The sequence below is a fragment of the Micromonospora siamensis genome, assembly GCF_900090305.1.
Classification (GTDB): Bacteria; Actinomycetota; Actinomycetes; order Mycobacteriales; family Micromonosporaceae; genus Micromonospora; species Micromonospora siamensis.
The window spans coordinates 4,137,385-4,149,575 of record NZ_LT607751.1 but is presented as its reverse complement, the minus strand read 5'-3'; the positions used below and the strand labels follow the sequence as shown (position 1 = coordinate 4,149,575).

Below are 12,191 nucleotides of genomic sequence, written 5' to 3'. Positions count from 1 at the left end.
GGGATCCCCGAGACCACTCCGCAGCCGTTCGGCAAAGTCCGCCTCGGCCTGGCCGCCACGCTCTCGACACCTGGACCGGTCCGGGGTCGTCCGGTTCCGTTCGCGCGGGTGGCTTCCCCGCGTGGTTGCCAGGTCAGACCCTCTGGTCCGTCGCCTCGGCGAGGGGGCCGACGGCCTCTGCGCTTGTCGCATGCCGGTCGGCGTCCCGCTCGGTCCTGTCGAGTCCGTTGGTGTCCGTCGTTGCTGTCAGGATGTCCCCCTGACGGTGCGCGGAGGGAGTGAGCGGTGAGCGAATGGTTCGAAACCATCGCCGACATCGAAGCGACCCCTGAAGAGGCTGACCAGCTGGGGGCCGAGGTGCTGTCGTGGCTGGTCGAGCAGGGCATCGTCGCGGCCGAACCGACGCTCTGCATCCTCGGCGACCATGGGCACCGGCCCGGACCCGACTACGCCGCTGCGACCGTCGAACCCTGTGACGACCTGCCCGGACTTGCCACCAACGGGTTCCGCGTGGTGACGGGGCAGTCGGTGTTCTACTCGATGGGCGTCGACCAGGTCGTCTGCCCCCGCTGCGAGGCGGTCGTGGTGGACGATCAGGATCGAGACTCCTGGAGCGACTTCTCACCGGTCGTCGACGAGTGGTGCATGGGTGGGACCGGCGTGCGCGCATGCGGACACTGCGGCGAGCCTGTCGGCATCAACGAGTGGCGATGGAGCCCGCCCTGGGGCTTCGGGTACCTGGGGTTCGAGTTCTGGAACTGGCCCATGCTCGACCCTGGCTTCGTCGCCGCCGTGTCCAACCGGTTGGGCCACCGGACCGTCCAACCATCCGGAAAGCTCTAGCCCCTGCCCTGCAAAGATCAAGACCGCTGTCGGCCGGCGTTGGTGGCCGCCGTGACCCGCTCGGCCTGTCGGCTGCCGCTCGCTACTGGTGTTCGTCAGCCGGCTCGGCTGTACCGGGTGGCTGGACAGCCGCACGGTTCAGAAGGTGTGGACACGGGCGGAAGCCGCTCGGCAGCGGCCGGACTTGACGTGCGTCGCACATCAGCTGTCGGACCACACCACCGATCGGATTGGCCGAGAGCTGGCTCGTCCAGTACGGCTCACCGCCGCCCCGGCGGGTGCTCCGGCCGAAAGGGGGCCGAGCTCCGCCACCGACAGGGCTGGCGGAGCTCGGCATCCATCGGAGCGTCGGGATGACTCATCTAGCAGCGGACGTAGATCTCGTCCGCCTCATCCCAGTAGTTGAGCCCACCCTGAGTCCAGGCGGGTACGCGCTGAGGCGAATTCGTCTTCCCCCAGAAGTACACGTCGACCGGGTTGCCCTGGGTGCGGATCGAGCGCGCCCAGTTCTGGACTCCGTAGTCGGAAAGAGTGTGCCAGCCGCAGCTCGGGGCGTACCACAGGGGAGTTCCGCCATTCTCCCAGTAGAACAGGCACGCGCGGCCGTACGGGCAGTCGGAGTAGCTCTGCGTCCCCATCTCGTCGCTGCTCGACGCGACCTCCGGCTGAGAACTGCCCGGACCGGTGGGCGCGGCACTCGCGGCCGCAGGCGTTGCCGCGGTGACCCCCAGAACGGAGATGGCAACGGCGGCCATCACACGCATGCGCTTCACGCTTCCTCCTCGCTTTGTGGTTCCAGGGACCATCCCTGAGTTGAGCCCCATGGCCGACAGCCATTTCCCGCCCATTTCCCTCTCCCTCCTCGGCCGGCCCCGGCACTCCGATCCGCGGGCCTGCCCGCGGAGCCCCAGGGCCCCCATCGATTCGGCCCCGTCGAGAGGCACAGGTCTGATCCTGGCGACCGCGCCCTGCCGATTCCTTGCGGCGTCCTTGCCGAACCCTTGCGACGGACCCGCCGATCTGCGATATGGACGGCACGGATCATCAGGGCGCGACGCAGCGCCGCCCGTGTGGTTGGCAGGGCGTCGGTCGGCTCGATCCCGCCCGCGAATTCGCGCAGCCCGGAGGCCCGTCTCCGCGTTGTGTGGGCGGCCGGTGGGCGGGTAGGCCGGTCCCTCAGCGCGACTGTGGAGGGACTCGGGAGTCAGGCGGTCAGGGCCAGCAGGTCGGCGGGATGGTCGGCGGTGACGTCGGCGGGCGCCATCGGATCGTGCATGTGCCCCCAGGCGGCGGCCACCGCGAGGGCGCCACTGGCCTCGGCGGCCCGCAGGTCCAGTGGTGAGTCACCCACGTACGCTGTGCGGGCCGGCGCCACGCCCAGCCGTCGGCAGGCCAGCTCGACCCCGTCCGGTGCGGGCTTGGGGCGGGCGACCTGGTCCCCGCCCAGGACGACCCGGAAGTGGCCGAGCAGCCCGGCGCTGCCGAGCAGGATCTCGGCCGAGCGGTGGCTCGCACCCGTGAAGAGGCCCACGGGGACCCGGCCGGCCACCTCGGCGAGCAGCTCCGCCACCCCGGGATAGACGGTGACCAGCTCGGCGCGGGCGGCCAGGTGCTCGTGGTAGCAGGCCAGGTCCGCCTCGGTGGCCGGCCGCCCGAGCAGGTGGGTGAGCAGGTCGACCGGCGCGCCCAGCCGGTAGCCCGCGATCACCTCGGCGTCGGAGCGCGGCGGACCGCCCCCGTCCAGCACGGCCGCGCGGTACGCCGCGGGTACCACCCGGTGCGACTCGATCAGGGTGCCGTCCATGTCGAAGACGATGCCGGCCACCGGTTGCCGTGTCTCTGCCATGGCGTCGAGGCTAGGTCCTGTCCGACGGATCCTCGGGGGCGGGGATCGAGGGTCGGAAACTAGGGTTACCGGCGTGGGCGCTCGGCCCCTTGCGCCCGTAGCTCGGCTGCGAGCCGCTTCGGGGCCCGCGCGTACCAGGCCTCGGTGACCAGCTCGGTCAGCTCGTCGACGCTGATCCGGTCGAGCCGGACCAGCACCGCCGGGTAGCCGTCGAAGTGCGGCGTGGTGAAGAAGACCTCCGGGTCGTCGGCGAGCAGCGCCTCCTTCGCGCCCAGGTCGGGCACCCGGACGCCGAGGATCGGACCGGTGGGCGCGGCGTCGCCGAGCGCGTCGAGGTCGGGGCGGCGCAGCGGCCGCTCCCAGACGAAGGGCTTGTCCCGCACCCGCCAGGCCGGCAGGTCGTCGTACGTCCCCCGCTCGGTGGTCTCGGGCAGGGCGAGCGCGATCCGGCGTACGTCGTCCCAGGTTGCCATGGGCCGGACCCTACGCCGCGCCACCGACGTTTCGGGCACGTCCGGTGCCCGCCGAGGTTCCATACTGCTCTGGTGAAGCTCTTGCTGACGTCCGGCGGCGTCACGAACCCCAGCATCCACTCGGCGCTCGTGCAACTCCTCGGCAAGCCGGTCGCCGAGTGCCACGCCCTCTGCATCCCGACAGCGCAGTGGGGCCACCCGATGTGCGGCCCGACGTCGGTACGGGGCTTCGTGGCCGCCGAGCCCAGGTTCCGGCACCTGTCCGGCCTGGGCTGGGCGTCACTCGGTGTCCTCGAACTCACCGCCCTGCCCACCATCGGTGCGGAGCGCTGGGTTGCCTGGGTTCGGGAGGCCGACGTCCTCCTGGTCGACGGCGGCGACGCGACGTACCTCTGCCACTGGATGCGGGAGTCCGGGCTGGCCGACCTGCTGCCGACGCTGCCCGACACGGTCTGGGTGGGGGTGAGTGCCGGAAGCATGGTGATGACGTCTCGGATCGGGACGTACTTCGTCGAGTGGCCGGCCGCGCCGGACGACCGCACGCTGGGAGTCGTCGACTTCTCGATCTTCCCGCACCTGGACCTCTTCCCGACGAACACCCTGACCCACGCGGCGCGGTGGGCCGCCGAGATCGGTGGTCCGGCCTACGCCATCGACGAACAGACGGCCATCAAGGTGGTCGACGGCTCGGTGGAGGTGGTCTCCGAGGGACAGTGGAAGAAGTTCGGGTAGCGACCACCCGGCATCCGTGACGTCGGTTCCGGGTCGACGGACAGGGCGGTGCAGGGTCTTGATTGCTGCCGAGGCTGCTGATTGGCTGGCCGACATGACTGATCTCGGACCCGTCGGCTGGCCGCCCGCCCCGATCCGGACGGAACGGCTCGTGCTGCGCGCGTCCGAGGCCCGGGACCGTGCAACGTTCGTCGAGCTGCTGGCATCGCCGGAGGTGCACACGTACCTCGGCGGGCCCCGACAGCGAGCGGAGCTTGAGCGCGAGCTGCCCGAGGTGCCCGAGCGGTGGCCCGGGAGCTTCGTCGTCGATCTCGAGGGGGCGATGATCGGCCAGATCCTGCTCCGGAGGGCGACGGGGCACCGTCGCCCGGCTGCCGTCGGCAAGGCCGATCTCGGCTACCTGTTTTTGCCGAGAGCCTGGGGATCCGGGTACGCCGCCGAGGCATGCTCGGGGGCACTCGCCTGGTTCGACGGTGTCCTCCCCGGTGAGCCGGTGGTCCTGACCACGCAGACCGCCAACGTCGGCTCGATGCGCCTCGCGGCGAAGCTGGGGTTCGCCGAGGTGGAGCGGTTCCAGGCCTGGGGCGCCGAGCAATGGCTCGGTCAGCGGCCCCCGATCCCGCCCTCTGCTCGATCCAGGTGAGCGGTCCGCATCAGGCATTGCCGCCACGTCATGATCCGATCGCTGGCTTGCGTGGCGGCCCGGTGCCGACAGGGCACCCGCCCCGTGTCGAAGGAAGAACCGGTGACACGGGTGCTGTGTGGATGTCCATGGGCGATGGTTGGTCGATCAAGCTCTCCGATGCCTGGACGACGGAGGTCGCCGACGACGGTGCCCCCACGTGACGCGCACCGGGCCGCGCGATGCGGGTCCGGTCAGGAGGATCATGGCGGTGTGCCGACGGGGCCGACATCGTCGCGTCGCTCGACGCCGATCTGCCGCCGGTCGTGGCCGTTCATCCCTGCACACCGGTGCGGTCACGGTCGGACACAATGACTCGGTGGGCCGGGAGGAAATCCTTTGGAACGTGGAGCACAGGTTGGGTCTGTACGTCGGGCGGCCGACGTACGACCAAGCTTTTTCACTACTGGTGGGATTTGACCTCGCGCGGGGCCGGGGCGAGTTGGCGGCCTTCCAGGAGTGGATGTCCGCTCGCCACGGTGGCAGCAGCCTCGCCTTCTCGTCTCTGGCGCTCGTGGAGACGTTCGGTGACGGTGCCACGGCGGGCCGCCTTACCACCGATTGCAGCCACGGGCGGGCCATCTCGAACCTCTGCCGACTCCTCCGCGAGTTCTTCAGGCAGCCGCAGACGGGTAGCAGGTGAGTTGTGAAGACGACGGGTTGGCTTCGGTCGTTGCTGACCATGGGCAGAAGGAACCGCCCCGAGGGGCCCGCGGACGCCGAACCGTACGCCCCCGAGCTGATGTCGCTGCTCGAACTGGCCCGGCTCGTTGCTGGCCGGCGCTACAGCGAGCGCGTGGCCAGTGCGTATGTCGAGGTGGTCACCTTCGCGTCGGCCGACGAGATCGTGGCGATGCTGAAGGTGATGCTGGAGGAGGACTGGATGGGCCTGCCGCCCTGGGCGCGAAACCTCGCGTTCCGGCTGGCCTGTCTGCAGCGCCCGTCCGATGTCGAGCTGCTGCGGATCGCGGCCACCGACCTGCACGCCTTCGGTCCCGACTGGGACGACATAGCCGCGGAAATGCAGCGTCGGGCCGACCGAATGGAGGCCGGACAGGAGAGCAACCTTTCCTGACTCCCTTTACTCGTCCCCGTTGTCCTGGTGGCCCCGACAAGTCGACGGCCCCGGTAGCTGCGCGTCATCGGCCAGGCATCCTGACCACGCGAACTTGACCTCAAGCATGGTTGAGCTACCAGTCTCAGCGTCATGCGAGGACTCGTCCGTGCGATCAAGGCTTTTCTACCTGCACGCAGCAAGATGAAGTGGGAGCAGGCTGCACGGCTGGCAGCGGCGGCTGACCCTACTGTGCCCCCGCCCGCTCGTCTGCTGCTGCTCGCTCCAGAGCTGAGTGGGTCGACCGACAGCGAGTCTCGGCGGTTCGACTAGATCGTTGACCGGTATTTCTCCTCTTCACTCGTGCCACTACTATCTCCTCCGCTCCCGGCCAATGGTCCCGAATGGAACCCCTGTCCGGAAACCTCCAGGCAGCCCAATGCTGGGATCTTGATTTGCTGGTCTTGCCGTACCGGGCCCCTACGATGTGCCGATGGCGCGATTCGTGCAGCAGCCCGACTACGAGGGTGCGGAGTTCATCGACCTGTCAATGGCCAGCGCAACCTTCCGCGAGGTGGATCTCAGCGGCGCCCGGATGCGTGGCGTGCTGCTGTTGGACGCCGACATCGACGGGGCGATCGATGGCCTGCGCGTCAACGGCGTGGAGGTCATGCCATTGATCGAGGCCGAGCTGGATCGCCTGCACCCCGAACGGCTTCGACTGCAGCCAACCACACCCGAGACGATGCGCGATGCGGTGGATGTCATCGAGGAGCTGTGGCAAGCGACGCTGCGACGCGCAAGCGTGCTGCCAGAGGAAGCCGTCCACAGATCAGTGAACGACGAATGGTCGCTCGCCCAAACCCTGCGCCACACGATCTTCGTCGTGGACGCCTGGTATGGCCACGCGGCGGCCCTTCGCCCGAACCCGTTCCATCCGATCGGCGTGCCCGCATCGTTCACCACCAACGGCACCGAGTTCGGCATCGACGAGTCTGCCGCCGCCGAACGTACGGCGGTCAAGTGCCTGCAAGTCATCTTCAGCGACCAGTGGGCGCACGTGCAGTTCGCCGACCGCGACCTGGCCATCCTGGAACAGGAGTTTGCGTGATACTCCGGGAGGTTCACCCCCGCCCACCAGCCGCGCCGGTCGGGACCGGGCCGCCCACCTCAGGGAGGCACGTAGCTCCGTAGATGCCGGGGTTCTGTCAGGTCCAATCTCGTCCGGCTTGCGCCCACGCCTTCCGGTCTACTGGCTGAGGGCCCTGCTCCAGCCATGTGAGGATGCGCCCAGCCTGTTCCTGCGGTGTCCCGAAGGACGACTCCACGCGGAGAGCTTGGTCGGAGTAAGGGAAGGCGTCGGCGCGTTCGCGGACGAGATCCTCGTCGAGATCCGTGGCCTGACGCCGCGCCCGGAACCTGGTCACTGCCTCGTCAGAAGCCACGAAGAACTCAACGATCCATAGCGGCGCAGGGGAGCCGGCTAACGCTCTCAGCAGGCTGCGACGCTGATCCCGACGCGCATAGGTGCATTCAAGGACCACAGTCTGTCCCCGATCGACGAGCATCCGAGCCAGGAGATGCGCGCCGTCGTAGGCCCCCATGCGGTCGTCGCGGTTCCTGTCGGACGCAGGAAAGAGGAGGTCGAAAAGAGCGTCGACCTCCAGGTGCCTCCGTCCGGGCCGAGAGGCCATCGCCTTGACGACCGTGCTTTTACCCGAGCACGGAGGGCCTGAGAAAACGACGATCCCATTGCTGGTCATATCTGCCGGCAGGTGGTCGTCGGCCACAACTGGAACCTCCGAACGGATCATGGGGCCGAGGTGTCGAGAGCCTACCCGGTGACGACCGCCTGCGGTCGCCCCGCCGAGGCGTAGATCAGCCGACGGAGGACACCTACGACCATTGACGACCTGCCCAGAACTACCGGTCAACGATCTAGGTGCGGGGACCCGATCGCGGCGACGTGGCCGCTTCTTGCAGGCGCGAGGTGGGTGGGCCTGGCCGAAGCTATCGCAGCAGTTCTCGCCAACGGGCTCGGCAGGGTCGATGAGCTGGGGCGACCCGGTCGAAGTGGTGCCCGGTCGAGTCGTCGACGGGGCCGGCCCGGGTCACCCCGGACCGGCCCCGTCGGGTCGATCAGTAGACGGTCACCCGGTACGCGCTCGCGGCCTCCTTGACCGGCTGGTAGAAGGTGGTGCCGCCGGTGCGGCAGTCACCGCTGCCGCCGGAGGTGATGCCCAGCGCCTTGGTCCCGTCGTAGAGCGGGCCGCCGGAGTCGCCCGGCTCGGCGCAGACGGTGGTCTGGATCATGCCCTTGACGGTGCCGCTGCCGGTGTAGCGGACGGTGACGTTGAGGGCGGTGACGGTGCCGCTGTGCGTGCCGGTGGTCGAGCCGGTGCGCTTCACCGACTCCCCGACGTACGGGTCGGCGGCGGTGTAGCCGCCGGGGTGGCTCAGCGACGTGTTGTCGTAGCGGACCAGGGCGTAGTCGTTGCCCGGGAAGCTGGAGCCGACGGTCGGGCCGATCAGGGTCTTCTGCCCGGAGTCGGTGTACCAGGTGTTTGCCACGTCGCCGCAGTGCCCGGCGGTGAGGAAGTAGTAGGTGCTGCCGCTGACCACGTTGAAGCCGAGCGAGCAGCGGTAGCCGCCGCCGTAGATGGCGTTGCCGGCCGACAGCAGCGGCCGGAACACTCCGGAAGCCCGGTCGATGCGCAGCGCGCCGGCCTTCGTGCCGGCCTGCCGCTTGAGGGCGGCGACGTCGGCCGCGGAGACGGTGCTGTCGGCGGTGACCACGACCCGTCGGGACGTGGCGTCGACGTGCCAGGCGATGCCGTCGACGCCGGACTGCTGGACGGCGTCGGCGACCGCGGCCAGAGCGGTGGCGCTGTAGGTGACCTGCGGGGCCGCGGCGGCGGGTTGGGTGAAGGTGCCGACTGCGGCGAGGCCGACGGCGGCGGCCAGCAGCTGGATCCGGCGGGGCGTACGGGTGATCCTCACTGTCTCCTCCTCAGGGAGTCACGGGACCGGGGGAGAGGTCCCGGGTGAGGCCGTCGGCGGGCGCGTTCGTCCGTGCCGGCGATGTGTCACCGCTGACGACGTTGCCCATGAGTATCGTCACAGATCGATGTCGTGTGCAAGGGGGCGTCGGCGCGGCGACCTGCGGAAATTCGCTCCGGTAGATTGCCGGCCGTGGACCCCGAGGACGATTCCGGCCCAACCGGTGACGCGGGCGCGGAGTGGTACGCCGTCCGCTGCGTCTTCCGCGGCGGCGACGAGGCCCCGTTCGTCTACGAGGAGCGCCTCACCCTCTGGCGGGCGGGCAGCTTCGACGAGGCGATCGCTCTGGCCGAGGCCGAGGCCGAGGCCGCCGAGTACACCGAGGACATCTCCTTCCAATACGCCGGGCTCGCCCAGGCCTACCGCCTCGTCGAGCCGCCGGGCCACGGGACCGAGGTGTACTCGCTGATGCGTGACAGCGACCTGCCGCCCGAGGAGTACCTCACCCGCTTCTTCGACACCGGCGAGGAACGGCAGGGTGGGTCGGCGCAGGCCTCCTCCTGACGGACCGGAACCCCGGCGGCGTGGCCGCGACGTCCCACCGGCGGACGAGCCCGTCGCTTCGGGGGGCGGGCACGGCGGTCATACCCGCGAGGGCTCCGCCGGCTGCGCCGCCGGGCGGCGCTCGGTGTCCCCGACGGCGGCCAGCGGCACGACGGTCAGCAGCACGCAGGCCACCGACATCCCCAGCAGCGCCGGGGTGAACCCGAACAGGTCCACCGACGCGCCGCCGAGCAGCGCGCCCACCGGCAGGCCCAGGAAGGCCACCGAACCGGCGATCCCCAGCACCCGAGTCTGCAGCGCCTCCGGCACCCGCTCGTAGAGCGCCGCCCCCAGCAGCGGGTTCACCGCGGCGATCGCCACCCCGGACAGGAACGTCACCGTCACCACCACCGCCAGCCGGTCGGAGAGCGCCAGCGCCAGCAGCCGCGGCGTGCCGCTCAACGCCACCCCGAGGGCGAACAGCAGCCGGCGCGGCAGCCGCGGACCGACCACGGTGAACAACAGGTTCCCCAGCAGGGCCCCGCCGGCGAAGACCCCCAGCAGCAGCCCGATCCCCGCCGGGTCGGCCAGCACCTCGGCCACCCAGAGCGGGATGTAGACCGCGATGCTGGCGTTGGCGAACAGGTTCAACGCCGACACCACCAGCAGCATGGTCAGCAGCGACCGGTCGGTGCGCAGGTGAGCGAAGCCGCCGCGCAGCGCCGCCAGGTACGGCTCCCGGGGCGCCGGCTCCGCCGCCACCGTCGCCGGGCGCACCAGCAGCGCGACGATCAGCGCGCAGACCGCGAAGGTGCCGGCGTCGATCCAGATCGCCCGGGTCACCCCCACCCAGTCGATGAGCAGGCCCCCGAGCACCGCCCCGAACAGGGTGATGCCCCGGCTGAGCCCGTCGTAGGCGGAGGTCAACCGGATCAGCGGCACCCCCGCCCGCTGGGCGGCCGGCCGGAACATCACGTGCTTCACCCGGTCGCCGATGCCACGCAGCGCGCCGGCCACCGCCACCAGGGCCACCAGCGCGCCGAACCCCAACCACGGGGCGAGCGCCACCACCGCCACCACCGCCGCGCTCGCCGCGTCCACCACGATCGAGGTACGGCGCACCCCGAACCGGTCGGCCCACGGGGTCGCCAGCGCGCTGGAGAGCATGTACGGCAGGGCCTCCGCGGCGGCCACCAGCCCCATCCTCGTCGGACTGCCGGTGGTCTCCAGCACCAGCCAGGGGATGGCCACGATCGAGATGCGGGTGCCCAGGTTGGTGATCAGGTCCGCGCCGACCAGGGTGTAGAGCTGGCGGCGCGGCGTCACGCCGGGCTGCCGATCGCCGCCCCGGTCAGCGGCCGGCCGTCCTCGCCGTGGGTGGCCGCGTACCGGGCCCGCAGGGCGAGCTTGTCCACCTTGGCCGACCGGTTCAACGGCAGCTCGTCGACGAACTCCACCGCACCGGGCGCCCAGGTCTCGCTCAGTTCGGCGGTCACCAGCGCGATCAGCTCGTCCCCGTCGACCGTGGCGCCGGGAGCCGGCACCACGTACGCGTACGGCAGCTCACCGGCCACCGGGTCCGGCACCCCGATCACCGCGGCCGCCCGCACCTGCGGATGCCCCGCCAGCACGTCCTCGACCGGGCGGGAGTAGATCGGCCAGCTGCGCTGCCGGGTCAGGATCCGGTCGGCCAGCCGGTCCACCAGGTACAGGTAGCCGTCGGCGTCCAGGTGGCCGACGTCGCGGGTGCGTACCCAGCCGTCGACCAGGGTCTCGGCGGTCAGCTCCGGCTGGCCGTGGTAGCCGGCGAAGCTCAGTTTGGTCCGCACCCACACCTCGCCGTCGACCCCCGTCGGCAGCACCGAGCCGTCGGCGTCGCGGATCTCCACCGCCACGTCCCCGTACGGCCGGCCACAGGCGCGCAGCCGCTCCGGGTGCTCCGGGTCGTCGGTCAGGCCGGGCAGCGCGCAGATCACCACGGCCTCGCTGAGCCCGTACACGATGCGCAGGCACGGGCCGAAGCGGGCGATCGCCTGGCGCAGCCGGGCCGGCGCCGCGGGCCCCGCGCCCACGTTGAACATGAACATGGTCGAGAAGTCGGCGCCGTCCAGCGTCGGATGGTCGAGCACCTCGTAGAGCATCGGCGGGGTGACGAAGGTCGAGTTGATCCGCTCGGCCGGCACCGTGGCGACGAACGCCGCCGGATCCCACCGCTGGCGCAGGAAGAGCACGCCGCCGGTGAAGAGGTTGAACAGGGTGGTGATCTGGCCGCTGGCCAGCCACATCGGGGAGTGGGACAGGTGCCGCAGCAGCGGGAAGCCGGCCGCCCGGAACTCGGCGGCCAGCACCAGGATCTGGTCGTAGAAGCTCTGCCGGTGGTGCACCAGCTTCGGCGTGCCGGTGGTCCCGCTGGTCTGCAGGAACGACTCCGGCGCCGGGCCCTCCGCCGGGTCCGCGACGGGACCGGCCGCCAGCCGCGCGGCCACCTCGGCGACCAGGTCCACGCCCGGTCCGTCGCCGCCGAGCCGGAACACCGGCGTGCCGGCCAGCCCGGCGGCCAGCTCCGCGCCCAGCCCGTCCCCGGTGCGCGCGTCGTAGAGGAACGACTCCGGGGCGGCCAACCGGACGAACTCGTCGATCTCCCGGCGGGAGGTCACCGGCGCGATCCACATCGTCCGGCACCCGAGCAGGTGCAGGGCGAGCTGCACCAGGGGCCCCTCGACGGCGTTGCCGAGCATCACCAGCACCGCGCCGCCCGGCCGGACCCCCAGCCCGTGCAGGGCCGCGGCGGTCGCCCGGACCTCCGCGGCCACGTCGGCGTAGGTCAGCCGGCGGCCGTCGCCCACCAGCGCCTCCCGGTCGCCGAACCCGGCGAACAGCTCCAACGCCCGGTGTACGTACGAGCTCGGTCGGTCGGTCATCGCGCGCCCCTTTCGTCGACGTGCCACCGGAACCGGCGTACGCCCTGGTCAGGGCCCTACGGCCGACCGCCGGGAACGCGGCGGGCAGGCCGGAGCC

14 protein-coding genes are annotated in these 12,191 nt (G+C 70.8%); 7 read left to right on the top strand and 7 right to left on the bottom strand.

What is annotated here, in order from left to right; translation table 11 throughout:
* Positions 1–285 precede the first annotated feature (285 nt).
* On the top strand, positions 286–843 hold the full coding sequence (locus GA0074704_RS19255) for a hypothetical protein (protein WP_088971790.1): 558 nt from the start codon (positions 286–288) through the stop codon (positions 841–843).
* Between the two features lie 362 nt (positions 844–1,205).
* Here GA0074704_RS19255 and GA0074704_RS19250 read toward each other — a convergent pair whose 3' ends face one another.
* From GA0074704_RS19250 to GA0074704_RS19240, 3 genes are all read right to left on the bottom strand, one after another.
* Complete coding sequence (locus GA0074704_RS19250; protein ID WP_157743725.1) at positions 1,206–1,616, bottom strand: hypothetical protein; 411 nt, start codon at positions 1,614–1,616, stop codon at positions 1,206–1,208.
* A 431-nt stretch (positions 1,617–2,047) separates the two neighbouring features.
* Positions 2,048–2,689, bottom strand: coding sequence for an HAD family hydrolase (locus GA0074704_RS19245; protein ID WP_088971788.1), 642 nt, complete (start codon positions 2,687–2,689; stop codon positions 2,048–2,050).
* A gap of 65 nt (positions 2,690–2,754) precedes the next feature.
* Positions 2,755–3,162 (bottom strand): MmcQ/YjbR family DNA-binding protein, encoded by a 408-nt coding sequence (locus GA0074704_RS19240; protein ID WP_088971787.1) that lies wholly within the window; start codon positions 3,160–3,162, stop codon positions 2,755–2,757.
* Between the two features lie 72 nt (positions 3,163–3,234).
* Between GA0074704_RS19240 and GA0074704_RS19235 the strand changes: the two genes are divergently transcribed.
* The 5 genes from GA0074704_RS19235 (at position 3,235) to GA0074704_RS19215 (ending at position 6,741) form a co-directional block, all read left to right on the top strand.
* Complete coding sequence (locus GA0074704_RS19235) at positions 3,235–3,894, top strand: Type 1 glutamine amidotransferase-like domain-containing protein (RefSeq protein ID WP_088971786.1); 660 nt, start codon at positions 3,235–3,237, stop codon at positions 3,892–3,894.
* A gap of 58 nt (positions 3,895–3,952) precedes the next feature.
* Positions 3,953–4,537, top strand: a complete 585-nt coding sequence (locus GA0074704_RS19230) for a GNAT family N-acetyltransferase (protein ID WP_197697551.1) — start codon at positions 3,953–3,955, stop codon at positions 4,535–4,537.
* A 358-nt stretch (positions 4,538–4,895) separates the two neighbouring features.
* Complete coding sequence (locus tag GA0074704_RS19225) at positions 4,896–5,219, top strand: hypothetical protein (protein WP_088971785.1); 324 nt, start codon at positions 4,896–4,898, stop codon at positions 5,217–5,219.
* Positions 5,220–5,222: 3 nt separating this feature from the next.
* Complete coding sequence (locus GA0074704_RS29490) at positions 5,223–5,651, top strand: hypothetical protein (protein ID WP_231926564.1); 429 nt, start codon at positions 5,223–5,225, stop codon at positions 5,649–5,651.
* A 472-nt stretch (positions 5,652–6,123) separates the two neighbouring features.
* Complete coding sequence (locus GA0074704_RS19215) at positions 6,124–6,741, top strand: DinB family protein (protein ID WP_088971784.1); 618 nt, start codon at positions 6,124–6,126, stop codon at positions 6,739–6,741.
* A gap of 97 nt (positions 6,742–6,838) precedes the next feature.
* Here GA0074704_RS19215 and GA0074704_RS19210 read toward each other — a convergent pair whose 3' ends face one another.
* Positions 6,839–7,420, bottom strand: a complete 582-nt coding sequence (locus GA0074704_RS19210) for an AAA family ATPase (RefSeq protein WP_157743724.1) — start codon at positions 7,418–7,420, stop codon at positions 6,839–6,841.
* A 349-nt stretch (positions 7,421–7,769) separates the two neighbouring features.
* Positions 7,770–8,630: a S1 family peptidase gene (locus tag GA0074704_RS19205; protein ID WP_088971782.1), complete on the bottom strand. Its 861-nt coding sequence runs from the start codon at positions 8,628–8,630 to the stop codon at positions 7,770–7,772.
* A gap of 192 nt (positions 8,631–8,822) precedes the next feature.
* On the opposite strand from GA0074704_RS19205, the gene GA0074704_RS19200 reads away from it, so the two are divergent.
* Entirely contained in the window at positions 8,823–9,194 is a 372-nt protein-coding gene (locus GA0074704_RS19200; protein ID WP_088973809.1) for a hypothetical protein, read from the top strand.
* Positions 9,195–9,272: 78 nt separating this feature from the next.
* Here the strand turns inward: GA0074704_RS19200 and GA0074704_RS19195 are convergent, their stop codons facing one another.
* On the bottom strand, positions 9,273–10,499 hold the full coding sequence (locus GA0074704_RS19195) for an MFS transporter (protein ID WP_088971781.1): 1,227 nt from the start codon (positions 10,497–10,499) through the stop codon (positions 9,273–9,275).
* Positions 10,496–12,094 carry an AMP-binding protein gene (locus tag GA0074704_RS19190; RefSeq protein ID WP_088971780.1) on the bottom strand — a complete coding sequence of 533 codons (1,599 nt, stop codon included), beginning with the start codon at positions 12,092–12,094 and terminating at the stop codon, positions 10,496–10,498. The genes GA0074704_RS19195 and GA0074704_RS19190 overlap by 4 nt, the downstream gene beginning before the upstream one ends.
* Between the last annotated feature and the right edge of the window lie 97 nt (positions 12,095–12,191).